This window comes from Nocardia sp. NPDC003726 (assembly GCF_053586955.1).
The window spans coordinates 184,052-209,962 of sequence record NZ_JBSFNF010000003.1; the positions used below are offsets into that span (position 1 = coordinate 184,052).

The window sequence follows — 25,911 nt, forward strand, 5'->3', positions numbered from 1 at the left end:
GTCCTTTCCTGACGGTGACTACGTTTCGGCGACCGGCTGCGGGCCGTACTCGTCGGCGAGTTCGCGGCGCAGCACCTTGCCGGTCGGGGTCGTCGGCAGCGAGTCACGGAAGACGATCCGATCGGGCGTCCGCGAGCCGCGCAGGCGGGCGCGGACGTAGTCGCGCAGCGCGGCGGGGTCCGGTGTCGCGCCGTTCGCGGGCACCACCACCGCCACGATGATCTGGCCCCACTGCGCGTCCTCCACGCCGACGACCGCCACCTCGCGCACCGCGGGGTGCTCGACCAGCACATCCTCGATCTCGGCCGGCGCGATGTTCTCCCCGCCGCGAATGATCGTGTCGTCGGCGCGGCCACCGATGAACAGGTAGCCGTCGGCGTCGAGCATCGCCACGTCTTTGGTGGGAAACCACCCTTCCTCGTCCAGCACCGACCCGATCCCGGTGTACCGCCCGGACACCTGCGGCCCGCGGACGAACAACTCGCCCGTCGCACCGGCGGGCAGCACCCGCCCGTCGTCGTCGCGGATCTGCACCTCGATGCCAGGCACCGGACGCCCGACCGAACCGAGCCGCCGCGCCACCGCAGGGTCGCCGGACCGGTGCGCCGTCCGGTGATCGGCCGGTCCCAGAACCGCGATGGTGGAACTGGTCTCGGTCAGGCCGTAGGCGTTCACGAAACCGACCTCGGGCAGCAGGTCGAGCGCCTTGCGGACCAGCGGGAGCGCGACCTTGGCTCCGCCGTAGGCGAGATTGCGCAGAGCGGGCAGTTTCGCCCCGCAGCGCTGCAGTTCGGTCAGGATGCGATCCAGCATGGTCGGCACCACGGTCGCGGTGGTGACCGACGCGCTGCCCGCCAGCTCCACCCACCGCGCGGCGTCGAAGTTGCGCAGATACACCATGGTTCGCCCGGCGTACAGGTTGGACAGTGCCGCGCTGATCCCGGCGATGTGGTAGGGCGGCACGCAGATCAGCGCGGCGTCGGCGGGCTCGGCCGAATCGAAGTCGACGGTCCCGGTGATGTAGCCGACCAGATTGTTGTGCGAGAGCTCGACCGCTTTCGGCTTGGCTGTCGTTCCGGAAGTGAACAGCACCACCGCCACCTCGTCCGGATCGGGCGACTCGATGCCGGCGCGGGGATCGGTGGTGGCCGCCGCCTCCGCGAATGCCGTCGCGCGCATGATCCTGCCGCCGAACGCGGCCACGATGTCGTGGTACTCGTCGTCGCAGACCACCAGCGGATCATCCAGCCGAGCGATCAGTTCACCCAGGGAATCGGCGGCCAGACGATAGTTCAACGGCGTGAACGGGATCGCCGCGCCCGCCGAAGCGAAGATCAGCAGCGGAAGCAGATGGCCGCCGGTGCCCACGTAAGCCACGCTCCTGGCGCCGGAGTTCGCGATCACCGCGGCGCCGCCCCCGGCGCGCGCGCTCAGTTCGGACGCGGTCCAGCGCACCTCGTCGCATACCACCGCGAGCCGGTCCGGGTTGACCGCGGCGGCCATGTCCAGCAAGAGCGAAACGCTCATTCCGCACCCTTTCCGCCATCGTCCTCGAACGCACGATATTGTCATTCTCTCGATCGGAGAATAACATATTCAGCCGCAGGGAAAGCGATGCGCAGGAAGGTCGGAAACCGGTGTTCCGGGTGATCGAGGTGACCGCGGCGCCGGATGCGGCAACCGACGCGGCGCCGCACGGCGTCGTCGTGGCGGTCGCCACCGGTCCCATCGGCCCCGCGGCCGAACACTGGCTCGAGCACGCCAGCTTCACCCTGACCGAAGCGCACAGCGATGATCCGCGGGTCGTCACCGTCGCCGCCGTCGACGGGTCCGTCGCGGCGCTGCGCGAGCGCTTCGAGCGCCACCCAACGGCCGCCACCATCTGCGACGACGTCTTGCGCGCCGCGCAGGCCTCGGACGTGCGGACCGGTCTGCTCACGGAGTCTTTCGCGTACTCCACGCTGCAAGGCGGGCCCGAGTTCGGCGCCTGGCTGCGGGAGCGCGGACCGGCGGCGATCCCGCCGGAGGAAGCCGAGCCGCTGGAAGTCGTGCGCACCGGCCACACCCTGACCATCCGCTTCGATCGGCCGCATCGGCACAACGCGTTCGACAACCGCACCCGCGCCGCCCTGCTCGACGCACTCGCGATCGCCCGGCTCGATCCGTCGGTGCTGGCCGTGGAACTCTGCGGCAACGGCCCCTCGTTCTGCAGCGGCGGCGATCTCGCCGAGTTCGGCGCCTTCACCGACGTGGCCGCCGCGCATCTGGCGCGCACCCGCCACAGCCCGGCGCTCGCGCTGCACGAAGTGACCGCACGTCTCGGCCGCGCCTGTCGCGCCGTGGTCCACGGGCGAGTACTGGGCAGCGGAGTGGAGATGGCCGCGGCCTGCGGCGCCGTCGTGGCCGACCCCGGTGCGGAATTCGGCCTGCCCGAACTGGACCTCGGGCTCATCCCCGGCGCAGGCGGCACCGTCAGCGTCACCCGCAGGATCGGCCGCTGGCGAACGGGGTATCTGGTGCTCAGCGGCCGCACCATCCCGGCGTCGACCGCGCTCGTCTGGGGCCTCGTCGATGCCATCGCACCCCGTGGGCGGACTCGGTGATCGTGCCGACGAGGACGTCCCCCGAGGCCGCCTGGGCCGCAGGCGGATTGGCCTGGCTGACCGGAATGCCGCACGGCGAGCCCGATTTCACCCGCGCCGCAATCCTGTCCAGGGCGCAGGCCGTCGCCGCGGACTTCACCGCGCACACCGGGATCCGGATCGACGTTCCTCTCGAACTGAGCGGGCGCGCCGCGTTGTCGGGCGCGACCCGGCGCGGCCGCGTTTCCGTAGGTGGGGCGAGCCGCCTGCTCGCCACCCGGGACGGCTGGTGCGCGCTCACTTTGTCTCGTCCCGCCGATCTCGAAGCCGTCCCGGCGCTGCTGGAGACGGCGGCGCCACCGGAGGACCCATGGGACGCGGTGACGCGATGGGCCGCACGTCACCCCGCGACCACGGTGACCGAGCGCGCGAGGCTGCTGGACATCCCGGCCGCCATACTCGGCGAAGCCCATGCCGCGCCACCGCGGGTCCGCCCGCTCGGCCCCAGGGGACGTCCGCGCCCGATGGCCGGATGCCTCGTGGCCGACCTCACCTCGATGTGGGCGGGTCCGCTGTGCGGCCGGTTGCTCGCCGCGGCCGGCGCCACGGTGGTCAAGGTCGAGCACCCGCGGCGACCCGACGGCCCGCGAGCGGGCTCCCCCGCGTTCTTCGACTGGATGAACGCGGGAAAGCTCTCTTACGCCGCGGAATTCGACGCCGCGGCATTGCGAGAGCTGCTGACGGCCGCGGACGTGGTGCTGGAAGGTTCGCGCCCGGCCGCGCTGACCCGCCGGGGGCTCGGCCCGGATCGGATCGCGAGCCGCCCCGGCCGCGTCTGGTTGCGGGTGACCGCGCACGGCGCCGACGCCGCGAACGCCCATCGCCCCGGGTTCGGCGACGACGCCGCGGTGGCGGGCGGACTGGTCGGCGGCAGCGGAACGGAACCCGTCTTCTGCGCCGACGCGCTCGCCGATCCGCTCACCGGACTGGAAGCCGCGCGCATGGTCGCCGAGTCGATGGCACGCGGCGGTGGGGAGCTGATCGAGTTGTCGCTGGCCGCCGTCGCCGCGACGTACGCGGCGACGCCACCGGGCCCGGCGGACGCCCGCCACGCCGCTGTCCCGCCGACGCCACCGCCCGGCCTACGCCCCCGCGCCTCCACGCTGGGCGCGGACGCTTCCGCCGTCCACGCGATACTCGCCGCGCGACGAGCACTGGGCGACTGATTCGGTTCGTGCCGCGCCGCCGCGTCCGGTCGGCGGACACCGATCGACTGCGGAAACCCCGCACCCGCCGCACCCCTACAACACCCTTCATCCAGGCAGAGAACAATATTTACGCTGTTAGATAGCGTTTCCAGACCGTGAAGAAGATGCATTTTCCGAGTGGACCCTTCCTTCTGTGATAACGTCATTCTCGTCACAGTCGACGCAACAGACCCGGCGACGCCCCAGCTCTGCCGACTCGTTCCGTTGCGCTACCGCGGAGGTGGTGATGAGCCCGAGCGCCGGACACACCCTGAAATCGCCACCCGTCCAGGACGGCGACGACCAAGCCGAGGGAAGCGACCCGCACGGCCGAGCCGAGGAACTCGCGCTGGCCGCCGAGGCAGCCGAGGCGGAGGCGCTGGCAGCCGAGGCACGCGCCGAAGCGGCTCGCGCCCGCGTGCGCGCGGCCGAGTCGCGCCGTCGAGCACGCACTTCGGCGGGGACCGGAACCGCCGAAAAGGTCGCGGTTACCGGTTTTCCGCCCCAGAAGGTCACACTCACCCGGCGTCTTCGCGGTCGCACCACACCGGCCGTCGGCGCCATGGCCGTGATCGCCGTCGCGCTGGCGAGCAGTGGATACATGGTCGAGCACCATCACGACGTCACCCAGAACGACCGCCGCGCAGCCGAATTCACCGCCGCCGCGCGACAAGGGGTGGTCGCCTTGACGACGCTCGACTTCAACCGGGCGAACGAGGACGTGCAGCGCGTCCTGGACAACTCCACCGGATCCTTTCGCGGCGACTTCCAAACTAGGGCCGCGGATTTCACGACCGTGATCCAGCAGTCGCGGGTCGCCACCGAGGGCAAGGTGAACGCCACCGCGCTCGAGTCGATGACCGAGAACTCCGCGGTCGTTCTCGTCGCCGCCACTTCACAGGTCACCAATTCGGCCGGGGCGCGGCAAGAGCCGCGCGCCTGGCGGCTGAGCGTGACCGTGACGCGGGACGGAGATCAACTCAAGATGTCGAAAGTCGAGTTCGTACCGTGAGCGCCGACAGCGCGGCGGTCGCCGAATCGAAGCAGGACGTTCCCGAGCCGCCGGATACGCCGCCCTCCGAAACGACGGAAGCCGGCGGCCGGAAGCCGAAGGCGCGGCGCCTCTCCCGGGTGTTGCGGACCGAATACGCCTTGCCCGCGCTCGCCGTCCTCGTCGTCGCGTCGGTTGTCGCCGCCGCCTGCTTGTTCTTCGTGCAGTACCGGCCGGACAACCGTACCGATGGCGACGCCGCGGCGGCGCTCGATGCCGCATCGCGCGGCACGGTGGCGCTGTTGTCCTACGCACCGGAGACCATCGACCACGATCTCGATGCCGCGAAGTCCTTTCTGACCGGCGACTTCCTGGCGTACTACAGCCAGTTCACCCAGCAGGTGGTGGCGCCTGCGGCGAAACAGAAGTCGGTCCGCACGAGCGCGACCGTCGTCCGGGCGGCCGTGTCGGACCTACGGACGGACGAGGCCGTGGTCCTGGTGTTCATCAACCAGACCACCACGAGCGCGGAGAAACCCGACCCCGCCCTCGCCGCCAGCAGCGTCCTGGTGACACTGCGCAAAGCCGACGGCACGTGGCGCATCTCAGCGTTCGACCCGGTCTAGGCGGCGCTCGACCCACTTGCTGTTGGGCCACCACAGCCCGCTCGTCGCACACGGCCGCTCCTTCGGCAGGAGCGACATGCACACGCCCGACGGCGCGCTCGTCGCCTCGTTCGCCCACGACGGTCTGCTCCGGTTCCGGCCGTGACCAGCCTTCTGCCCCCTCCCCGACGCACGGAATGGACGCCAGCGATGGACCAGAACCCACAGTCACACGGTTACAACGGGACAGACGGCCGCTACCGGGTCGTCCAGTGGGGGACGGGCGGCGTCGGGGTGCACGCGTTGCGGGCCGTACTCGATCATCCCGACCTCGTGCTCGCCGGTGTGCGGGTGCACGATCCGGCCAAGGCGGGCGTCGACGCGGGCGCGTTGTGCGGGTGGGGCGGCGTCACCGGAGTCGCCGCGACCACGGATGTCGACGAGATCCTGGCGCTCGGCGCCGACTGCGTGCTGTACCTGCCCCGCCTGTTCGACGTCGAGGACGTATGCCGCCTGCTGGTGGCCGGCGTCAACGTGGTCACCACCCACGGCGATCTGCGGCACCCCGGCACCGTGGACCCCGCGGTGTGCGCGCGCGTCGAGGCCGCGTGCTGGTTCGGCGGGGCGTCGATTCTGAGCACCGGCTTCGCGCCCGGCTTCGTCACCGAGACCCTTCCCGTCGCGCTCAGCTCGATCCAGCGCAGGATCGACCGCATGTCGATCGAGGAGAGCGTCGACCTCACCCACCCGGGAACGTCGCGATTGCTCCTGGAGACAATGGGTTTCGGCGCAGCCGCGGCGCCGTTCGACCGGCAGCGGCTCGCCCACGCCGCCCAGACCTTCGGTCCGTCGTTGCGACTGGTGGCCGATGCCGTCCGGTTGCCCTTGGACGCGTTCGACGTGGCGGGCGAGGTGGCTGTCGCGGAACACGACGTACCGCTGGGGTGCACCACGCTGGCGGCCGGAACCGTTGCCGCGCAACGCATCACCATCTCCGGACGGGGCGGCGGCCGCGTCCCGCTGCGCTTGCGGTCCACCTGGTACTGCACGACCGCACTCCGGCAGGCCTGGCCGGTCCGCGAGACCGGATGGCATGTGGCGATCGGCGGCGAGACCCCGATCGAGATGGATCTGCGTCATCCCGGCGACCCGGGCGGGCTCAGCGTCATGTCGCCGCGGTACGCGGCCAACCGGGCCGTCAACGCGGTCTCATACCTGTGTGCCGCGCCGCCCGGCATCCGCACCGCCCTCGACCTGCCCCCGCTGACGGCCAATCTGGGTTGATCGGCGGCCGCGTCACCACAGGTGGTGAGACCGGTTCCGCGCCGGTGCGGCCCGTAGCCCGTCCGAATCGGTCGCGATGAGCGGACTTCTCGACCGCCCCGCGGTGTTCGCGTTCAGCCCACCGCGACGAGGTCGGTGCCGCCCCACAATCCGGTCAGCAGCAGTTCACCGCTGCGGAACGTCTCCGCGGCGCCGACGTTCGAGGCCGGCGCACCCGCCGCCGTCAGCGCACAGCCCTTGAACGCCCGCGCGGCCACACTGAGCCGGTGATGTACCGGATCGAGCCTGCGGTCGAGCTCCTCCGGCAGTTCTTCGCCCCACAGCGCGACTTCGATCAGGCCGTGATCCAGGCAGTCCAGCACGCCCTGCCGGACCCTGGCGTCGGCCGCGAACAACTCCTGGGCCACCGCGACGGCATGCGGCCAGGTGTCGTGCACCGGCGTGGCCAGCGACCGCTCGAGATCGAGCACGGTGGCGCCCAGGATCTGCAGCGACCGCGCGCCGGAGCAGTCGGCGAGCAGCACGGTCACCTCCCAGCCCGCCATCGTCCGGTCGCACAGCCAGCCGCCCGCGTGCCGCACCACGTCGACGGCGGTGGCGGCGACCACCGCGAGCCGGTACCGCAGCAGATGCTTGCGCGCGTGGGCGCGCCACCCGGCGACCGAGTGCGCCGGATCGAAGCCCCGATCGGCGGAATCGAACCCTCGAGCACTCATGCTCACCCTCCTGCGCTGGGCCCGTCGGCCGATCTCGAGCGGCGGGGCAATGACCGCGTGGGAGTGACCGACCCCTTTGGTAACACACTCTCGCAAAAATGAAACGTATCTTCTCCAACAGTGAGAATCAATACTTGCCACAGATCGGACCCTGCCTCCACGGGAGGTGATGCCCGATGTGAACATCGCCGACCGCTACCGCCGCTTTCGGGGCGGCGCCACCGCTTACCTGGCGCATTGACTACCACCGACCGGTTTGGAAATGTAGTGATCAAAATGGAGAAGGACGTTTTCAACTAACAGGAGAAGGCCGATGACTGTGACCCCACTTCCGGAGGACCAGTGGGACGACGCGGTGGACGCCGCGCTGTCGCGGATGCTGCCCGCGCACCGCCGAAATCCGCAGGCCGCCGGCAACGCGCTCGCGACGATGGTGCGCCATCCGCCCCTGACCAAGGCCTTCCTCGGCTTCAACGTCCATCTGCTCTTCGGCTCCACGCTGGCGCCACGACTGCGCGAACTCGCGATTCTCCGGGTGGCCCACCAGCGGGGCTGCGCGTACGAATGGCATCACCATGTCCGCATGGGCGCCGAGGCCGGGCTCACCGACGACGACATCGCCGCGGCGAGGGGCGAGCGGAGCGCCGACGACGATTTCGACCGCCTGCTGCTACGGGCCGTGGACGAACTCGGGGAGAAGTCGGCGCTGTCCGAAGCGACCTGGACCGCCCTGGGTGAACGTCTCGACGAACGGCAACGCATGGACCTGGTGTTCACGGTCGGCGGTTACACGACGCTGGCGATGGCCTTCAACACTTTCGGCGTGCAGGTCGAACACTGACTCGCCGCCGCCCCGGCGCCTCCGCGGCCGGAAGCCTCGGGGCGGCGGTGTCTTCGCGCTTCAGCCGCGCGGCAGGCCGAGCACCCGCTCGGCGATGATCGTGCGCTGGATCTCCGAGGTGCCACCGGCGATGGTGCCCGCGAAGCTGCGGATGTAGCGCTCGAACCAGCCCGAGGAGAAGTGGTCGAGATTCAAGGGATTCGGGCGCGAACTCATCGCGGGGTGGGCGAGCCCGTCCACTCCGGCGGCATCGAGCGCATGCTCCGACGCCGATTGCACCGCTTCCGAACCGAGCACCTTGAGAATCGAGAGGGCGGGCACGTCCTGCTCGCCGCGCGCCTCCCGCGCCAGGGCGGCCGATCCGAGCAATCGCAGCGCGTGCGTGTCCATCACGAGTCTCGCGTAGGCGTCGCGGTCGAGCACCGTCCTGGGGCGGAAGTCGCCGAGCAGGTCCTCCAGCCGATCGGCGTAGCCCAGCCACAACAGCGTGCGCTCGTGACCGAGCGAGCCGGTGGCCACCGACCAGCCCTGGTTCAGCGCGCCGACCAGATTCCGCGCGGGCACGCGGACGCCTTCGAAGCAGACCTCGTTGAAATCCAGATCCTCCGGCGAGCACACCGACGGGAACGGTCGCCGCGTCACTCCCGGTGCGTCGGTCGGGATCAGCAGCACACTGATTCCCCGATGTTTAGGGGCCGCCGGATCGGTGCGGACGAAGGTGAGCAGGACGTCGGCGTCGTGCGCGCCGGAGGTCCACACCTTCTGGCCGTCGACGACGAATTCGTCCCCCTCGCGTACCGCCTTGGTACGCAGCGAGGCGAGGTCGGATCCCGCGTTCGGCTCGCTCATGCCGAGCGCGGCGGTGATCTCGGCCCGCAGGATCGGCACCGCCCAGCGGCGCTTCTGTTCCTCGGTGCCGAACGACAGCAGCGAGGCCGCGACGATCCCGACCCCCTGCGGATTGAAACTGTGGTAGATCCGCCGCTTGGACAACTCCTCCAGATGCACGTACTGCTGCAGCACGGTGGCATTGCGCCCACCGAACTCCGGCGGATTCGCCGGGAGCAGCCAGCCGTTGTCGAACAGCAGACGTTGCCAGCGGCGCGCCCAGTGCGGCACGTGCGCGCTGGAGCGGGAGCGCTCCGCGGCCTCGGCTTCGCTCGGGAGGTGTTCGGTGAGAAAGGCGACGAACTCGGCGCGGAACGCCTCGACGTCGGGATCAAAGGTGAGCCGCACGGTACTCCTCGGCGATCAGCGCCCGGTGCTCGGCCGCGCCGCCGAGCATCAGCTCGCCCGCCTTGGCCCGCTTGAGCGCGAACTGTAGGTCGTTCTCCCAGGTGAAGCCCATGGCGCCGAACAGTTGGAGACCGTGACGGAAGACCAGCGCCTGACACTCCCCCGCGGCGGCCTTGGCCATGGACGCCGCCATCCGCCGCCGCGGGTCGTCGGCGGCCAGGCACAGCGCGGCGAAGAATCCCAGTGCGCGGGCGCGCTCGATCGCGATGTGCATATCGGCCGCCTTGTGCTGCACCGCTTGGAACGATCCGATGGTCGTGCCGAATTGGCGGCGGCCGCGCACATGGTCGAGGGCCAGATCGAGGATGCGCTGGCAGGCGCCGACGGTGGTGAGCGCGAGCCCGGTGAGCGCGTGCTGACGCGCGCGCGCCGGATCGATCTCGCTGCGGTCGGCGTCGGTGACTCGCACATCGGCGAAGCCGACCTCCGCGACGTGCAGCACCGGATCGAAGACCGGCGTGCGGCGCGCGGTCACCGCCGCGGCCGCGACGACGAACACACCGGCATCGGTCACCACGGCCAGCCGCTCCGCACGGTCGCCGTCGAGCACATCGCGCGCGGTGCCGTCCAACCGCCAACCCGTGCCGTCACGTCTGGCCATGACGCCGGAATACACTGCCGCACAGGGTCGTTCGATCCGAGCCGTCCCCGGAACGAGGGGCGCGAACTGGGACATCGACGCCAGGAAAGGAGTCGGGTCGGCGGCGCGTCCCAGTTCTTCGAGCACGATGGCCAATTCGACGCTCAGGGCCGGGTCCGTCAGTTCCGTCCAGCCGATGTCCACGTACGTCTGCCACAGCGGGCCGGGTTCGAGGTCCTTGTCCACGAGGTCACGGATCAGAGCGGGTGGGCACTGCTTCGCGGTGACCTCACGCGCCGTCTCGCGCAATAGTCGCTGGTCGGCGTCGAACTCGAACAGCATGTCGGCCCTCTTCTCCTGTCATGGCAGCACCAACATGAGAATATCATTCTCATTTCCGGAAGTGTCAATTCGACGGCGGTTCAGACAGCGTGCGCGTCGGCGACCCGGCCCGTCGCGCGAACCAGCGCCGCATTGACGCCGCGCACGAAAGTCAGCAGTGTCAGCAGTGCCGCGTCGTCCTGCGGCAGATCCGCGCCGAGCGCGGCGAGTTCCCCGGACAGCGGAGCCACCGCCACCTCCGCCCGTACCGCGACGAGTTCCACCCGCACCCGCCGCCGGTCTTCCCCATCGCGACGCCGCCGCACGTACCCCGCCCGCTCCAGTCGGTCGACCACCGTGGTGACGGCGCCGCCGCGACCGACCCCGAGCCGGTCCGCCAACTGCCCCGGGGTGAGCGGTCCCAGCATCCCGATCAGGTTCAGCGCGCTGAGATCGATATCTCGACAGGACAGCTGCCGATCCGTGTGATGAGCACGCGAGGGCGCTGCGGAGGACGCAGGTGAGGTGATCGATGCGCGTCAGCTGTTCGGCGGCGTCTCTGCCGCGCGGCGGGCGCGGGCGCGCCGCTTGCCCTCGTGCATCGCCTGCACCCGGGCTACCGGGATGGTGTGCCCTTCGGCGATCAGGTCGTCCGGAAGCCGTTGCGGTGCGGGCATTTCGGTCCGCCAAGGATCCCGGTCCGCCAGCCGGTCGAGCGCCGTGCGCAGGGTGAAATCGGTCGGCGTCACGTCGTGGAGCTCCGACCACGCGAGGGGGAAGGAGACCGGGGTGCCGGGACGGATCCGCGGACTGTAAGCCGCGACCACGGTCGCGCCACCCGCGCGCGTCGAGTCGAGGAAGAGTTTGCCCTCGCGGTCTTCCTTGATGAACGCCGTGGTCCCGAGGCCAGGATCGAGGCGTTCGGCCCTGGCCGCGATCGCGCGGGTGGCGGCGGCCGCGTCGTTCACGGGTGTGCCCGGCTCCACCGGCACGAAAACGTGCACGCCCTTGGCCCCACTGGTCTTCACCGCGCCCGCCAATCCGTCGTTCGCCAGTGCCGCGCGGATCAGTTCCGCGGCCTGCGCGGCGTGCCCGAACGTCTGCCCCGGTGACGGATCGAGGTCGAGCACCAGATGCGTCGGACCGAGCGTGTGGTCGGCGAGCAGAAGCGTGGGGTGGTACTCCACGGCACGCTGATTACCGAACCACAGAAGGGTGCGCACGTCGTCGCACAAGGCGTAGGAGATCTCCCGCCGCGAGCTCTCGGCCCACACCGTCACCCGCCGAACCCACTCCGGCGTGTATTTCGGCAAGTTCTTCTGCATGAAGGCGTCTTGCCCCGGCCGGATCCGCACGACCGACATCGGCCGGCCCCGCACTGCCGGCACCAGCCGCTCCCCGACCGCCTCGAGATAGTCCACCAGGTCGCGCTTGGTCGCCTCTGCCCCGTCGAACAGCGGCTGCTCGAGGTTGGACATCGCCACCCCGTGGCGAACCTCTTCCTGACCCACCGGGCCACCATGCCCGCCCGCGCGGGCCGGGTCAACCCGCCACTCCACCCGAAGCCACGAAACCGCCCGGTACACCGAACCGTTCGGGCGTGTCCGCGCCGATTCGGGCTCGGTTTCGGATCACGACGCCGCGGGCGGCGTGCCGCCTTCGGGCAACTATGTGACTGAATATTCTTAGGCCATGCAATACGATGAAGTGGTGAAATAGTCACCGAAGTTGCTGAAAGATCTCGTATCCTCAGTGGGGCGAATGCCCGCGATTCGAGGAGCCCCCGTGGAAACAACATCGGTAACGCCCTGCGACGGCACCCCGTACGAGCGAGTCGGAGGCCACGCCGCGCTCGAGGTCGTCGTAGCGGACCTCTATGCCCGCATCATGGCCGACGATGAACTGGCGCCGTTCTTCACCGGCGTCAACCTGCCGCGAGTGCAGGGGCGCCAAGTCGAGTTCTTCGCCGCCGCGTTGGGCGGACCCGCGCCGTACCGGGGGCCGGGAATGAAGCAGATCCACCAAGGTCGTGGGATAACCCGCCACCACTTCGACCGCGTCGCCGAACACTTGACCGAGGCTCTCCGTGCCGCCGGTGCCCACCCCGCGGTAACGGCCGAGATCATCGCAGCGGTCGCTCCCCTCGCCGACGACATCGTCACCAAGGCGATCGAATAGCGGGGCGCCCTCTCGCGATGGCCGGGTGACGCTGCGAGCGCCGTGCACCCACCACGGCGGGACACCTCCAGCACGTCGGTGCCGACCGAGCGGTCACCCGGTGCGCCCTTGCGACGCGGAAGGGATCCCGAGGAGGCGGTCAGGACGAGACGGCGACGACGGACCGGTAGGTGTGCGGGTCGTCGACGGCGTCGAGGAGATAGTCGGCGAGGTCGGCACGTGACGTGCGCGGGCCGACCTTGCTGTTCGCCCCCGGCGAGATACGGGGACTGCCGCAGGCAGGCGCATCGGTCAGTCCCGAGGGCCGGACCGCGGTCCAGCGCAGACCACTGTGTGCGAGCAGATCTTCCATGCGCGCCATGTCCGAGTAGACGTGCCGCATGGCCCCGCGCAGGACGGCGGCGAGCATCCTGGCGCCCGTTCCCGCGTCGGCCGGGACATCCAGCGCCGCGGAGGAGATCACGAGAACTCGTCCGCCCGGACGCATGGCGGCGACGATCTGGGCGGTGGCGGCGGAATACACCGTGGTGGGACCGCGCCCGGTCGCACCGAGCGCGGAGATCACCGCGTCGTGGTCTCGAACAGTCCGGTCAACGCTCCTGGTACGCATGGATCGGCCGTGACCACGGTGGGGCCGTGCGCGAGCGCCGCGGTGGTGGCCGGGCGGACGATCGCGGTGACGTGATGTCCTCGGGCCAGCGCCCGGTCGACGACCATGCGCCCGGTGCGTCCGGTCGCGCCTAGGACCGCGATGGCGGCCATCAGTGCGCGGCCGGCCGGGTGGCGGGCTGGGACAGGAAGGACACCGCCTCCATCAGCGGCTTGCGCCGGGTTTTCTGCACGGCCGCGATGCGCCACTGTCCGTCGGTGGCGCGGACGACGGTGTAGGTGGCGAGCTTTCCAAGCTTGCGCGGCGGCCGCTTCGAGGATTCGCCGAGCGTCACGACGACGGCGGTATCCGTGCCGTAGCGGCGGATGTCGAGGATCTCGACGGTCAGGCGCGTGCCCTTCAGGAAGCTGTCGAACAGCGCCTGGTGCGCGCGGCCGATCTCCTCGCCGCCGTGGTAGACCGTGCCGACATAGGTGATGTCGGTGGCGTCGGCGGTGAAGCAGGCGCCGTAGGCGGCGCCGTCGCCGCTGTCCCATGCCTGCGTGCTGCGCTCGATGAGGGCGCGGATGGCGTCGATGTCGGTGGTGGTGGTGGTCATTTCGGTCTCCTTCTATTCGGCCAGCAGGGCCAAGGTGGCCCGGCGGGGAAGCAACCGCGATGCGGCGACGAGCGCCTGATTGTGCGGGCTGGTGAACACGACGGCGCCAGTTCTGCCCGACAGCGCTTTGCGCGCACGGTCCACCACCTGCTCGGGGGTTTGGACCAGCCAGGGCGGCACGTCGGTGGCGGTCTGCGAGGCGGTGGCGGTGACGCCGGGGCACAGGGCAAGCACCCGCACGCCCCGCGTCCGCTGCTCGTGCCACAGCGTTTCGGACAAGGACGTGACGAACGATTTGGTAGCGCTGTAGACGGCAAGGCCGGGTTTCGGTGTGTGCCCGAGGGTGGAGGACACGTTCACCAGGACGCTGCCTGCGGTGGCCGCGCCGAGGAAAGCGTGGGCCAGCACGACCACCGCCCGGCAATTCACGTCCAAGGTGGCGATCGACGCTTCGAGCCCGACCGCGGTGAAATCACCGTGCGCGGCGATCCCGGCATTGTTGACCAGCAGCGTGTAGCCGCCGCCGCGCAGCCGTTCCGCGACTGCCGACAGGCCGTCTTCGGTGCCGAGATCGGCGGCGATGCGGTCGTGCCCGTCACCGAGTTCGGCGATCAGCGCGTCCAGACCGTCGGCGCCACGCGCTACGGCCGTCACCGAATAGCCCTGTGCGGCGAGAGATGTCGCGAAGGCACGTCCGATCCCCGCGCCGGCGCCGGTCACCAGCGCTCTCACCGTTCGGCCTCCGGCTCGGTGGCCGGGTCGAACAGGAACGAGATGCGCTCCATGACCGGCTGCCGCTTGGTGTTGTGGAAACTGGCGATCCGCCAGCGACCGTCGGTCTCCCGCACCACCGTGTAGGTCTGCGTCTTGGCCAACTTCGCCGGGCGATCGCCTTCGTAGCGATCACCCCGGCTGGTGACGATCGCGACGTCGGCGCCGAAGAAGCGCACCCCGAGGAAGGAGTCGGCGAGTTCGGTGCCCTTCAGGAATCCCGAGAACAGGGCGCGGTGCGCCTCGGTCAGATCCCGGCGGCCCGCGTAGTGGGTGCCGAGAAACGTGGTGTAGGTGGCGTTTTCGGTGAAGCTCGCGCCGAACGCGTCGGCGTCGTTGCGGTCCCAGGCCGCGGTCATGGTGGCGATGGTCGCGCAGACGGCCCGCAGGTCATCGGCGCTGCCGCCGTCGGCGACGACGTCCGCGCACGCCGCGACTCCGGCATCGCGGACATCCGAGGTCCGATCCAGCCACAAGTAACCACCGCCGACGCCGACCGCGGCCGCCAGCGCGGCGACCCCCACGACTCGGGCGACGGTGCGCCGCCGCGTTCCGGGGGACACGGTCGGTTCGGTCCCGGTACTGGCCGATGTCATCACGAAAGCCTCTCCCTCAGCATCATCTACATCGAAGATGTTTCTTCTTATAAGATGTTTCTTCGTTGAGGAAGATACTAGGGAACGTGGCTTCGCGTGTCAACACGGTGGAGTGCCCCCGACCCGAGGACGACGGCGCGGATCTGTTCCACCCGCGCCCGAGCCGCCGACGAACGCGGCGAGGCGATCAGCGCTTCACCGGCAGCGATCGGGCGGACGGGTGCCCGTGGTCAACCCAGCGTTTTCAGCAGTTCGTCGGCCACACCCGCGGAAGAGGCCGGGTTCTGGCCGGTGATCAGCGTGCGGTCCACCACCACGTTGGGGGTCCACGGATCGGCCTCCCGGAAGTCGGCGCCGATCTCGACCAGCCGATCCTGCAACAACCACGGGGCCTTGTCCGCGAGACCCGCCTGGGTCTCTTCGGCATTGGTGAAGCCGGTCAGGGTATAGCTCGCGAACGGGTTCGCGCCGCCCTCCCCCTCGACGGCGAGCAGCGCCGCGGGCCCGTGGCACACCACCGCCAGCGGCTTGCCGGATGCCAGGATGGCGGCGAGCAGCCGACCGGAGTCGGCGTCGACCGCGAGATCTTCCATCGGTCCGTGCCCGCCGGGGTAGAACACCGCCGCGTAGTCGGCGAGATCCACCTTCGCCAGTTCGACGGGGTTGTTCAATTCGGTGCTCGTGGCGATCACCCGCGCTCGATGGTCGGCGGTCTCCTGGCCGTCGTTCACCTCGGGCGCGAGGCTGCCCTTGTCCACGCTCGGCACGACGCCGCCGGGCGTGGCCACCACGATCTGGTGTCCCGCCCCCTTCAGTTTCTCGAACGGCACCACGAATTCCTCGGCCCAGAAGCCGGTCGGGTGCTCGGTTCCGTCGGCCAGCGTCCAGTGGTCGGCTCCGGTCATCACGAAAAGGATCTTCGACATGGTTCTGTTCTCCGTCGTCGGGAACCCGCACGGCCACGTGCGGGCTTTCGAGTCGTGTCGCCCTGCTCCGAGGCGCGGGAGGAAGTCGACCGCGAGCGCCCGGATCGTCAGCTGCGACACTGTCGACGCTAGCCCTCCGCGACCACGGGGCTCCACTGCGAACGACCGGTTCCCGGCATCAGATCGTCGATGAATTCGCCTTCGGCCGACGCGGCTGCCGCACCACCTACATGGCTCGCTCGCCACCGAAGACATGGAGTTCGCGACGATTCCCGTTTCACTTTTGTCCCGGATCAGGGCGATGTGGCGTCGCCGGTCGGGCGCCCAGCGCCATCCTCCCGCCTGACCTGGGCTTGTTTCCGCGCCATACTGGACCGGTGACAGAGATGGGACAGTGCGCGCAGGACACTGCGCGCAAGATGCTCGGTGGTTGCCCGGATATCGGCAGCTTCCGATTCTGGTTCGCCGACCAACGCTGGGAATGGTCCGACGACGCCGCCGCGATCTACGGGTACGCACCAGGAGAGGCCGAGCCGTCCGCCGAACTGCTGCAGCGCCACCTGCACCCCGACGACCGCGAGCGGGTAGCCCAGGCGCTCGCCGACGCCGTCGAGACCGCATCGCCGTTCTGCACCCGCCACCGGATCATCGACACCGAGAACGAGACGCACGACGTCATCGTCATCGGCGACCAACTGTTCGACGAGGATGGCGCCGTAGCGGGTTCCGCCGGTTACCTCATCGATGTCACCGAGACGCTCGAAGACAACCGGCAGGAAGCCCTGGACGATCTGCTACCGGACGTGATCGACGCCCGCGCGGTGATCGAACAGGCCAAGGGCGTGGTGATGTTCGTCTACGGCGTCAACGCCGATCAGGCGTTCCGGGTGCTGCGCTGGCGCTCGCAGGAAACCAACATCAAGATCCGCACGCTGTCCGAGCAGCTCGTCGCCGATGTCGTCGCGATGGGTGGCGCGCTCGTTCAGCAACGCACCCGCTTCGACCATCTCCTGCTGACCCTCCATCGCCGGGTGAAACGCGGGCAACCCGTCGTCGACTAGCTCCCGTCTGTCACTTCCGAGTCCCGCCGCACCGGAATGTGGATCGGTCGCGGGAGAGGCCGGTTACCGGCTGAACCCCGCGTCGGCCGCGCCCGCGGTGAGCGCGTCGAGGCCGAACGCGTCGACCGGGCCGAGCGCACCGGTGGCCAGCAGGCCGCCGTCCAGCGCGGTCTGCGCGCCCCAGGTGAGGATCGCGGCGGTGAAGTCGTAGGGGTCGCCTCCGGTCAGCGTCACCGACGCCAGGACGCGGCCGGTGTCGTCGAATGCCTCGGCGACCGCCCACGAGCGGGTGCGCGCCCGCGACCGCGGCGTCGGGCCGCCGGTCGAGCTCTGCACGACGCGTTCGAGCAGGCCCTCGGCCAGCCGTTTCACCGGCTCGACTCGTGCTACGGCGCCGGTGAGCACCGAACCGGCCTGCAGGCCGCGAGCCGCCGCCGAGGGCAGGCCGAGGAAGACGTCGGCCTCCCGCAGCCGCGGGTGGGAACGGTTGAGGGCTAGGTGTTCCGAGGCCGGAATCGACACTCCGGTCCGCGGGCGGCCCGCGACGCGGAAGGTGCGAATCCGCGCGCCGGCCCGCTCGGGCACGACACGGCCACCGCGGAGGGCGAAACCGGGTTCGAACAGCATTCCGGCCATGGAGGCGCGGGTGCCGCCGCTGGTGCCCGGGCTGGCCATGAAGTAGCCGATGTCCGCACGAACGGCCTCCGGCGCTTCGCGCAAGGCGAGCGCGGCGGCGAGATTGCCCGGCACGTAATCGAACCCGAACGCGGACAGCAGGCCCACTCCGGCTTCGCGCGCCTGCTCGTCGCGGTCGAACACACCGCGAATGAACGGGCCCTCGCCCGTGGAATCGAAGTAGTGCGCGCCCGCCGCCAAGGCCGCCTCCAGTGCGGGCCCGCCGTAACGCAGGAACGGGCCGACCGTCGTCACCAGCACGTCGCCCCGCCCCAGCAGTGCCCGTACCGATCCGGGGTCGGTCACGTCCGCCACCGCGGTCTGCGCGCCACCGAGGTCGGCGGCCAGCTTCTCGACGGCGGTCGCGTCGCGGGCGGCCAGCACGGGCGCCGCGCCACGGGCGATGAGGGCTTCCGCGGTCAGGCGGCCGGTGTACCCGGTGGCGCCGAACAACACGATCTTCGGCATTGGCAGTCACCTACGTTTCTGTGCGACAGCTCCCGTCGCAGCGACGGATTTCAGGGTCCATCGTCGCAGAGTCACGAGTGACGCTGCGCTACCGTCCCGGTTCGATGCGCCGCCGCCGGCGGCCGAGCCGAAGCGGTGACGTCGATCGCTCGACGCGCCGAGTGGGCACGGTCGGTGAGCCGGACCTTCGGCCAGAACGGCCAGCACCGCCGCAGTGTCGTGGTAGTAGGGCCGGAACTCGGTGATCAGGCCGTCCCGGAAGCTGATCCATTGCAGGAGCGAGGTTTCCAGTATCCGACCGGTGCGGCGCGCACGCAGACGACCCTTGCTGTAGACCACGACCCCGGACTCGTCGCTGAGATACGCCGCCTCCGCCGCGTAGAAGGCCCTCAGGGTGCTCATCACATCAGCTGTCATGCGCACGATCATCGCCACCGCCGCCCTGCCTCGCTGGCAGGAATCAGCCCTTGTGATCGACCGGGTGATTCGCTGCCGCGGCCTTCGGACGCTCGGCCGCGACGGGCCGATCCGCGCTCGAACGCCGCGCTGGGCGCGGGCAGGACGTGGCGGCGTGTCCGCGCCCGGAGTGGGGGTGACGCGCGCCGGACGGCGCTACGGTACGAGCACCGAAGATTCTCCGCGTTCCATTCGACCGACAGCACTCATTCGTGGAGGAACATTGCCGAGCTCGTTCACTCGCAGGGGATTTCTGACCAGTGCCGCCACTTCGGCCACGGCCGCGGCTGCCGTCTCGACCGTCGCCGCGCCGGGCAAGGCCCGAGCGGACACCGACCCGGACAAGCCGAACATCCTGGTCATCATCGTGGACGAGATGCGCACACCCGTGTGGTTTCCCGATCAGCAGACGCTGGACACCGTCCTGCCGAATATCGCACGGATCCGCCGGGGCAGTGTGTCGTTCGAGAATCACCACACCGCGGCCAACGATTGCACGCCTGCTCGCGGTTGCCTGCTGACCGGCCTCTACGCCCAGCAGACCGGGGTCATGGTCGTGTCGGAGTCGACGCTGTCGCCCCTGTTCCCGACCTGGGGCTCCATACTGCGCGACCACGGTTACGACACCACGTACTGGGGCAAATGGCATCTCGGCAGCTACCCGGACCGCACCCCGGGGGCGCTGGAGGCCTACGGTTTCCGCGGCGGCACCTATCCCTCGCCGAACGGCGCGCCGGGTCAAGGGCTGCAGGCGGATCCGAAGATCGTCGACCAATTCGCCGACTGGTTCCACAACGATTCCGGCAGCGCGCCATGGTGCACGACGGTGTCGCTGGTCAACCCGCACGACATCCAGTGGTGGCCGCGCTGGACCCGGCGCGACCAGTTCAACGCCGACATCCCGCGCTGGATGAACGAACTGCCGCCCAACTTCGAGTCGCTCGAACAACTGTCGCGCAAACCCCGCCTGCAGATGGCGCTGGTCGAGGTCTCGGCGGTGGCGTTCGGGGCGGCGCCCTACGGAACGCCGGAGGCCGTGCAGTCCTGGATCGAGATGCGCAACCTGTATCTGTGGGCGCAGCAGCAGGTCGACATCCAGATCGGCCGCGTGCTCGACACCTTGCAGTCGCGTCCCGACGTGGCCGCCAACACCGTCGTCGTCTTCACCTCAGACCACGGCGATTACGCGGGCTCCCACGGTCTGCACGGCAAAGGCGGCGCCGCCTACGACGAGGCGCTGCGCGTCCCGCTCTACGTCCACGACCCGCGCGGCTACCTGAGCCCGGTGAACGGGACGAGCACCAGAGACCAGTTGACCTCCAGTGTCGATTTCACTCCCCTGCTGCTCACCATCGGCACCGGTGGCGACCAGTGGCGCGGCGACGGGCGCTACGAACATCTCAGCGGGCGTCTGGATATCGCCGCACTCTGCCGCAACCCGGCGGCCGCGGGCAGGCCGTGGGTCGCCCACACCACCGACGAGGCTTCGATCGAGGAAGCGGCGATGCTGTTCAACCAGGACGCCCCGGGCCACGTCGCGATGGTGCGCACCCCGGAGGCGAAGTTCGCCTCCTATTCCCATTGGGTGCACGGCCGCATCCAGATCGACCCTGCGGCCGGACAGGAATTCGAACTCTACGACTACAGCACCGACGGCGGCAGGCTCGAACTCGACAACCAGGCCGCGACCGGGAATCCGCTGCGCGGCGAGATGGAATCGCTGCTGGACAACGTCATCCGCACCGAGATCCAGCAGCCGTTGCCGCCGTATCTGCGGGCCGCCCAGGACGAAGGCATCGGCGACTACATCTCGGCGCAGACGAACGTGCTGGTCCAAGCCGAACGGATCGGCAACGCCCTGCTGGATGCCGTGCCGAGGCCCTCCTAGCTCCTACAGCAAGCCCCGCACCCGCAGGTCGGCGACGTATTTCTCGATGAGCTCCCGCGAGATCTGCGGAATATCATGATCGGCGCCGATTTTCGCGGCTCGGACGGCGGCCCGGAATTTCTCCGCGGGCAGAGCCGAGCCGCGAACGGCCGGGGCCGGTCGCCGATAGGCGTGCAGCAACGGCAGCACCGACGCCTGACGCTGTCCGTCCGGTAGCGCCCGCAGCGCGGTCTCGAATCGGGTGACCCACTCGTCGTAGTCGGCGATCCGCTCGATGCGATGGCCCGCGTCGATCAGCCAGTCGACGAACTCGTCGAGCGAGCGGCCGTCGTCGTGCGGGTTGAGCACGTCGTAACTGTGGAAACCCGTCCCGGTCGCCGCGCCGAGCGTGGTGATCGCCTCGGCGGTGAAATCGGCGGGCAGTCCGTCGTAGTGGGCACGCCCGCGGTTGCCGTCGGCGTCGGTGCGGTAGAAGGAGAACGGGGCGATCCCGGTCAGCAGCAGGCTCAGCAGCAACCGGGTGAAGATGTCCGGCACGTTGAGCTGACCGGCGTAGCGCCGGTCGGCGAGGATCATGTCCGAGCGGAACACCGCGACCGGCAGGCCGCACAGGTCGTTGGCCTCGCGCAGCAGCACCTCGCCCGCCCACTTGCTGTTGCCGTAGCCGTTGGCGTAGCTGTCGTCCACCGCGCGCACCGCGCTGATCTCGCGGATGTCGCCGTCCTCGGCGAAGACGGCCGGGTCGATCTGCGTGGCCACGGCGACGGTGGACAGATAGGTGAAGGGCTTGAGCCGCGTGGTCAGGGCCAGACGGATCAGCTCGGCGGTGCCGACCACGTTGGGGCCCCACAGCTGCCGGTACGGCAGCACGTGGTTGACCAGCGCGGCGGGATGCACGATCACGTCGACCCGGTCGGCCAGACGCTGCCACGTCCGGTCGTCGAGGCCGAGGTTCGGCTCACCGATATCGCCGGGGATCACCTCCAGATGCGCGGCGGCCAGCTCCTGGAACTCCTGGAGCAGAGCGGGATCCCCGGAGTCGAAGGCGCCCTCGAGTCGCTTGCGCGCTGCGGCCGCGTCCGAACCCCGGACCAGGCAGATCAGGGTGCCCGCGCTGTCATGCATCCGCCGCAGCCACTCCAGGCACAGGAAACGGCCGAGGTAGCCGTTCGCGCCGGTCAGCAGCACCGTGCGCGCGGTCGCGGCGGGACGCGGCAGGGTCGGCGCCTCGGCGATCGTGCGGGCGTCGAGGAACTTGTCCAACGTCAGATCGGCGGCGCGGACCTGGGTTCCGGCGCCGTGCACCGCGGCGTACGTGGCGCCCCGCGTGCCGGAAGCGCGCTCGGCCTCGATGTATCCGGCCACCTCGCGCAGGCCGTTGGCCGGGCTGATCACCACCGACACCGGCACCTCGATCTCGAAGATCTCGTGCAGCAGGTTCGACAGCGACAGCGCCGAGAGCGAGTCACCGCCGAGATCGCCGAAGTGGGCGTCGGGACGCAGATCGGTGTCCGCGCAGCCGAGTACGGCCTTCGCCGCGCGGCTCACCGTCTCCAGCACGGGCAGATCGTCCGCGGTGCGGCGCAGGTCGAGCAGTTCGTTCGCCTGCCCGGCCGCCAGCTCGGCGTACAGTTCCTGCAAACGCGGCTCGTAGCGTTCTTTCAGCTTGGGGCGCAGCAGCTTTCCGATGCCGCTGAGCAACCCGTTGCCGGTGGTGAACGGCTCCGGCTCGATGAGGAATTCGCGCGGGATCTCGTAGGACTGCAGTTCGGCGTCCTTGGCGAGCTGTCGCAGCGACTCGCTCAGCGCGGTCTTCATCTTCTCGGGGTCACCCCAGGCCAGCACGTCCTCGGTGGGCACGATCACGGCGAGCAGGTAGGCGCGTTCGCTGCTGCCGTAGACGAAGATCTGCCGGATCAGCGGACTGGTCGCGTAGACCGACTCCAGGCGCGAAACCGCGACGAATTCGCCCTGGGACAGTTTCAGCACGTTGTTGCGCCGATCGACGTAGACCAGGCGATCCGGGGCGAGTTCGGCGACGATGTCACCGGTCTTGTAGAAGCCGTCGGAGTCGAAGACCTCGGCCGTGATCTCGGGCCGCTTGTAGTAGCCGGAGATCAAGGTGGTGCTCTTCAACAGCAGCTCGCCGCGCGGATGCGGTTTGTCGGTCCGGAAGTAGCCGAGCTCGGGGACGTCGACGAGCTTGTAGTCGAGCACCGGCGGCCGCTGCACCCGTTCGTCGATGACGACCACGCCGCCCGCTTCGGTGGACCCGTAGCCGTCGTGCAGCTCCAGATCCAGCACCGACTCGATGAACGATTTCATCTCCGCCGACACCGGAGCGCTCCCGCAGATCGCGGTGACCAGGCGACCGCCCAGGAAATGTTCGCGCAGTTCGGTTTTCACCTGCGTTTCCAGCGCGGCCCGGTCCACGCCGGGCCCGTCGCGCCGGTCGACTTCGCTGCGGAAGCGCTGGAAGATCATGTCGCACACCCGCGGAACGAAGAACAGCTCGGTCGGGCGGGCCAGCGCGATGTCCTCGAACAGCGTCGACATGTCGCTCTCGGCCGCGAAGTAGGCGGTACCGCCGCGCGCCAGCACGCCGGTCAGCGATCCGCGCCCGGCCACATGGCTCATCGGCATGTAGTTGAAGTTGATCGCGGCGACCTCGGGCCGGTTCGCCCATCCCCTGGCGACCAGCCGCTGGCCGTACATCGCGCCTTTCGGCGTGCCGGTGCTTCCCGAGGTGTAGATCAGCAAAGCCAGCGGGTCCGTACCCGGCTCCGCGACGAACAGCGGCGCAGGGGGCAGCGACCGGCCGCGCGCCAGCACCTCGTCGAGCGATTCGACGCGCACCGGGCTGCCCGCCGCGGCCAGCCGCGCGCGAGCCGCGTCGAAGGCCGCGCGCTGGTCGTCGTCTCCGGGGTGGTAGTCGAAGACGACCAGCCGTTGCGGCTCGGAGTCCGACAGCGCGCACGTCACCGCGGCGTCGAGCAGCTCCGGCGTCGCCGCGAGCACCCGCGGCTCGGTCTCCGCCACGATCGCGGCGAGCTGGGCGACCGGGGCGCTGGATTGCATGGGGACCGCGACCAGGCCGAGGTGGATGCAGGCCAGGTCGAGGGTGGTGTAGTCACTGCTGGTGAAGCCCAGGATGCCCACGAAGTCGCCGGCCCGCAGCGGTGTGCCGGCGTCACCGTGCCACGCGGCGGCCACCGCGCGCACGCGCTCCCACAGCTCGCCGTAGGTGATGGTGTCGAACCGCGGCAGCAGGGTCGCGGTGGTGCGGCCGGTCTCGTCGGTGCGCAGTTCGGTCGCGCGCCGGCCGAGGGCGGGCCGGTCGGCGTAGCCGACCATGACCGTCTCGACGATCTGGGCGAGTCCGGCTCCGGGCTCGCGAATCCTCGCGGCGACCTCCGCCCGCGGTATGGCGTTGCGGATGTCGTCGTTTTCGGCATACAGCCGGGAGATACGGCGCTTGAGCCGCTCCCCGCGTGTTTCGGGCGCCACGACGACCTCCTTTGGTCCTTGAACGCGCTTTCATGAACACGTTAGCTCGACTAAGTACTTCGGGCAGATGATAGCCGTCGCGCAGGTCTGTGAGATTGGACACGATGCCAGGAATGTCTGAAAAGTACCCGGTATTCCGTTGTGCCGCACGCTCAGACTGGTGCTGCCGGTACCAGTGTCAACGGGCTCCTGTTACCGGTGCCCGGCGCACCCCATGCTCAGTGCATGACACAGACCATATCGCCGGGTGCGGCGGCGGCAACGACGCCCGCCGCGGCTGCGTCCGCACCGGCCGCGCTGGGAGCGCGCCGTTCGTTCGCCGTCCTCGCCGTCATCCTCACCGGCCAGTTCATGGCGGTGCTCGATTCCTCCATCGTCAACGTCGCCATTCCCTCCATCCGCGCTTCGCTGCACACCAGCGGCGCGGCACTGCAGCTCATCGTCGCCGGATACGTCATCGCCTACGCCGTCCTGCTGGTCACCGGCGCCCGGCTGGGTGACCGGTTCACCCAGCGCCGCGCGTTCATCGCCGGACTGGCGCTGTTCACCCTCGCCTCGCTGGCCTGCGGTCTGGCCTGGAACGAGACCTCGCTGATCGCCTTCCGGTTCGCCCAGGGCGTCGGCGCGGCGGCCATGGTGCCGCAGATCATGACGCTCATCCAGCGCACCTTCACCGGCGCCGCCCGCGCGCGGGCGCTGAGCGTGTACTCGGCCATCATCTCCGGCGGCATGGTCGCAGGCCAGGTCCTAGGCGGGCTGATCGTCAACGCCGACCTGTTCGGCAGCAGCTGGCGCGGCGTGTTCCTGGTGAACGTGCCGATCGGTGTCGCGCTGCTCGCGGCGGCGCCGCGCATCCTGCCTTCGGCGGCCCAGCGGCTCGAGCGCAAGCTCGACCTTCCGGGGCTGGCCGCGCTCACCGCGTCGGTGCTGCTGCTGGTGCTGCCGCTGGTGCTGGGGCGCGAGCTGGACTGGCCGTTGTGGTCCTGGATCGCCCTGGCCGCCAGTGTGCTGGGCTTCGCCTTGTTCGTCGCGATCGAACGAGTCGTCGCCAACCGCGGCGGTGAACCCCTGTTCGCGCGGCCGGTGCTGACCGCGCCCGGCTTGGTGCTCGCCGCGGTCGCGCTGTTCGTGATCATGGCGACCTTCGGCGGCTGGATGTTCGTCATGGCGATCCACCTGCAGAGCACGCTCGGCTACAGCGCCTTGCACGCGGGCCTGCTGTTCGTCCCGCTCGGCGTCACCTTCGCCGTCGCCAGCCTGAACTGGGAACGCGTCCCGGCCCGGTTCCACCCGGCCATGATCCCGCTCGGCCTGGTACTCGGGGCGGTGAGCATGGTCGCCCTCGGCGCGCTGCTGCGCGACGGCGCCGAGGTGGGACCGCTCGCCCTGATCCTGCTCGGCCTGTGCGGCGCGGGCAACGGCATCGCCTTCAGTCCGCTCATGACCCGCACGCTGGCCAAGGTGCCGGTGAGCCTGGCGGCCGACGCGAGCGGCATTCTGGTGACCAACGTGCAACTCGGCATCGTGATCGGAATCGCCGGTTTCGGATCGCTGTTCCTGGGTCTGGCGGGCAGCACGGTGAGCAGTGCGGCACACGCGCTCGGCGGCACGGCGGTCGCCGAAGGGGTCACGGTCCTGCTCGCGGCGGCTTTCGCGGCCCGCGCGGCGCGGTAGGCCCTGCCCTCGGTTCGACAACCTTCGAATCATCGCGACG

23 protein-coding genes and 1 pseudogene are annotated in these 25,911 nt (G+C 69.8%); 10 read left to right on the forward strand and 14 right to left on the reverse strand.

Translation table 11 applies throughout. The features are described 5' to 3' along the window. Window positions 1-18 precede the first annotated feature (18 nt). Complete coding sequence (locus tag ACWDMM_RS05630) at window positions 19-1,527, reverse strand: class I adenylate-forming enzyme family protein (RefSeq protein ID WP_195079132.1); 1,509 nt, start codon at window positions 1,525-1,527, stop codon at window positions 19-21. A gap of 110 nt (window positions 1,528-1,637) precedes the next feature. Between ACWDMM_RS05630 and ACWDMM_RS05635 the strand changes: the two genes are divergently transcribed. The 5 genes from ACWDMM_RS05635 (at window position 1,638) to ACWDMM_RS05655 (ending at window position 6,709) form a co-directional block, all read left to right on the forward strand. Beyond that, window positions 1,638-2,603, forward strand: a complete 966-nt coding sequence (locus ACWDMM_RS05635) for an enoyl-CoA hydratase/isomerase family protein (RefSeq protein WP_195079131.1) — start codon at window positions 1,638-1,640, stop codon at window positions 2,601-2,603. A gap of 65 nt (window positions 2,604-2,668) precedes the next feature. Beyond that, window positions 2,669-3,808 carry a CoA transferase gene (locus tag ACWDMM_RS05640; protein ID WP_449936364.1) on the forward strand — a complete coding sequence of 380 codons (1,140 nt, stop codon included), beginning with the start codon at window positions 2,669-2,671 and terminating at the stop codon, window positions 3,806-3,808. Window positions 3,809-4,076: 268 nt separating this feature from the next. Further along, complete coding sequence (locus tag ACWDMM_RS05645; RefSeq protein ID WP_323124081.1) at window positions 4,077-4,841, forward strand: hypothetical protein; 765 nt, start codon at window positions 4,077-4,079, stop codon at window positions 4,839-4,841. After that, on the forward strand, window positions 4,838-5,446 hold the full coding sequence (locus ACWDMM_RS05650; protein ID WP_357103254.1) for a twin-arginine translocation pathway signal: 609 nt from the start codon (window positions 4,838-4,840) through the stop codon (window positions 5,444-5,446). The genes ACWDMM_RS05645 and ACWDMM_RS05650 overlap by 4 nt, the downstream gene beginning before the upstream one ends. A gap of 189 nt (window positions 5,447-5,635) precedes the next feature. Beyond that, window positions 5,636-6,709 (forward strand): NAD(P)H-dependent amine dehydrogenase family protein, encoded by a 1,074-nt coding sequence (locus tag ACWDMM_RS05655; RefSeq protein ID WP_449936167.1) that lies wholly within the window; start codon window positions 5,636-5,638, stop codon window positions 6,707-6,709. Window positions 6,710-6,822: 113 nt separating this feature from the next. Here the strand turns inward: ACWDMM_RS05655 and ACWDMM_RS05660 are convergent, their stop codons facing one another. Further along, on the reverse strand, window positions 6,823-7,335 hold the full coding sequence (locus ACWDMM_RS05660) for a hypothetical protein (protein WP_195079431.1): 513 nt from the start codon (window positions 7,333-7,335) through the stop codon (window positions 6,823-6,825). Window positions 7,336-7,738: 403 nt separating this feature from the next. Here ACWDMM_RS05660 and ACWDMM_RS05665 point away from each other — a divergent pair, with 403 nt between their 5' ends. After that, window positions 7,739-8,266: a carboxymuconolactone decarboxylase family protein gene (locus tag ACWDMM_RS05665; RefSeq protein WP_195079128.1), complete on the forward strand. Its 528-nt coding sequence runs from the start codon at window positions 7,739-7,741 to the stop codon at window positions 8,264-8,266. Window positions 8,267-8,326: 60 nt separating this feature from the next. On the opposite strand, the gene ACWDMM_RS05670 is transcribed toward ACWDMM_RS05665, so the two are convergent. The 4 genes from ACWDMM_RS05670 to ACWDMM_RS05685 all read right to left on the reverse strand — a co-directional run bounded on the left by ACWDMM_RS05670 (window position 8,327) and on the right by ACWDMM_RS05685 (window position 11,974). Beyond that, on the reverse strand, window positions 8,327-9,502 hold the full coding sequence (locus ACWDMM_RS05670; protein ID WP_449936169.1) for an acyl-CoA dehydrogenase family protein: 1,176 nt from the start codon (window positions 9,500-9,502) through the stop codon (window positions 8,327-8,329). Beyond that, window positions 9,486-10,484, reverse strand: a complete 999-nt coding sequence (locus ACWDMM_RS05675; protein WP_195079126.1) for an acyl-CoA dehydrogenase family protein — start codon at window positions 10,482-10,484, stop codon at window positions 9,486-9,488. The genes ACWDMM_RS05670 and ACWDMM_RS05675 overlap by 17 nt, the downstream gene beginning before the upstream one ends. Window positions 10,485-10,564: 80 nt before the next feature. Continuing rightward, complete coding sequence (locus tag ACWDMM_RS05680) at window positions 10,565-10,993, reverse strand: MarR family transcriptional regulator (protein ID WP_449936367.1); 429 nt, start codon at window positions 10,991-10,993, stop codon at window positions 10,565-10,567. Between the two features lie 9 nt (window positions 10,994-11,002). Continuing rightward, window positions 11,003-11,974 carry a DNA polymerase domain-containing protein gene (locus ACWDMM_RS05685; RefSeq protein ID WP_449936172.1) on the reverse strand — a complete coding sequence of 324 codons (972 nt, stop codon included), beginning with the start codon at window positions 11,972-11,974 and terminating at the stop codon, window positions 11,003-11,005. Between the two features lie 274 nt (window positions 11,975-12,248). Between ACWDMM_RS05685 and ACWDMM_RS05690 the strand changes: the two genes are divergently transcribed. Next, entirely contained in the window at window positions 12,249-12,641 is a 393-nt protein-coding gene (locus ACWDMM_RS05690) for a group I truncated hemoglobin (protein ID WP_357103272.1), read from the forward strand. Between the two features lie 139 nt (window positions 12,642-12,780). On the opposite strand, the pseudogene ACWDMM_RS05695 reads toward ACWDMM_RS05690, so the two are convergent. The 5 genes and pseudogenes from ACWDMM_RS05695 to ACWDMM_RS05715 form a co-directional block, all read right to left on the reverse strand. Next, window positions 12,781-13,403 (reverse strand): annotated as a pseudogene (locus ACWDMM_RS05695) (NAD(P)-dependent oxidoreductase). Continuing rightward, entirely contained in the window at window positions 13,403-13,849 is a 447-nt protein-coding gene (locus ACWDMM_RS05700) for an SgcJ/EcaC family oxidoreductase (protein ID WP_449936175.1), read from the reverse strand. The pseudogene ACWDMM_RS05695 and the gene ACWDMM_RS05700 overlap by 1 nt, the downstream one beginning before the upstream one ends. Before the next feature lie 12 nt (window positions 13,850-13,861). Next, window positions 13,862-14,581, reverse strand: a complete 720-nt coding sequence (locus tag ACWDMM_RS05705) for an SDR family NAD(P)-dependent oxidoreductase (protein ID WP_449936176.1) — start codon at window positions 14,579-14,581, stop codon at window positions 13,862-13,864. Next, entirely contained in the window at window positions 14,578-15,216 is a 639-nt protein-coding gene (locus ACWDMM_RS05710) for an SgcJ/EcaC family oxidoreductase (RefSeq protein ID WP_449936179.1), read from the reverse strand. Before ACWDMM_RS05710 ends, ACWDMM_RS05705 begins: the two co-directional genes overlap by 4 nt. Before the next feature lie 230 nt (window positions 15,217-15,446). Next, on the reverse strand, window positions 15,447-16,142 hold the full coding sequence (locus ACWDMM_RS05715; RefSeq protein ID WP_357103280.1) for a type 1 glutamine amidotransferase domain-containing protein: 696 nt from the start codon (window positions 16,140-16,142) through the stop codon (window positions 15,447-15,449). A gap of 386 nt (window positions 16,143-16,528) precedes the next feature. Here ACWDMM_RS05715 and ACWDMM_RS05720 point away from each other — a divergent pair, with 386 nt between their 5' ends. After that, the gene (locus tag ACWDMM_RS05720; protein ID WP_195079429.1) at window positions 16,529-17,203 is read left to right on the forward strand and encodes a PAS and ANTAR domain-containing protein; all 675 of its coding nucleotides are present in this window, start codon (window positions 16,529-16,531) and stop codon (window positions 17,201-17,203) included. A 63-nt stretch (window positions 17,204-17,266) separates the two neighbouring features. Here ACWDMM_RS05720 and ACWDMM_RS05725 read toward each other — a convergent pair whose 3' ends face one another. Both ACWDMM_RS05725 and ACWDMM_RS05730 read right to left on the reverse strand, forming a co-directional pair. After that, window positions 17,267-18,346 carry a saccharopine dehydrogenase family protein gene (locus ACWDMM_RS05725; protein ID WP_449936182.1) on the reverse strand — a complete coding sequence of 360 codons (1,080 nt, stop codon included), beginning with the start codon at window positions 18,344-18,346 and terminating at the stop codon, window positions 17,267-17,269. 6 nt (window positions 18,347-18,352) lie between these two features. Next, window positions 18,353-18,763 (reverse strand): hypothetical protein, encoded by a 411-nt coding sequence (locus tag ACWDMM_RS05730; RefSeq protein ID WP_449936185.1) that lies wholly within the window; start codon window positions 18,761-18,763, stop codon window positions 18,353-18,355. A 262-nt stretch (window positions 18,764-19,025) separates the two neighbouring features. Here ACWDMM_RS05730 and ACWDMM_RS05735 point away from each other — a divergent pair, with 262 nt between their 5' ends. Beyond that, window positions 19,026-20,690: a sulfatase-like hydrolase/transferase gene (locus ACWDMM_RS05735; RefSeq protein WP_449936187.1), complete on the forward strand. Its 1,665-nt coding sequence runs from the start codon at window positions 19,026-19,028 to the stop codon at window positions 20,688-20,690. Window positions 20,691-20,693: 3 nt separating this feature from the next. On the opposite strand, the gene car is transcribed toward ACWDMM_RS05735, so the two are convergent. Further along, a complete protein-coding gene (gene car, locus ACWDMM_RS05740; protein ID WP_449936188.1) occupies window positions 20,694-24,197 on the reverse strand; it encodes a carboxylic acid reductase in 3,504 nt (1,167 codons plus the stop codon). Between the two features lie 225 nt (window positions 24,198-24,422). On the opposite strand from car, the gene ACWDMM_RS05745 reads away from it, so the two are divergent. Further along, window positions 24,423-25,871, forward strand: a complete 1,449-nt coding sequence (locus ACWDMM_RS05745; RefSeq protein ID WP_357103289.1) for an MFS transporter — start codon at window positions 24,423-24,425, stop codon at window positions 25,869-25,871. Window positions 25,872-25,911 lie beyond the last annotated feature (40 nt).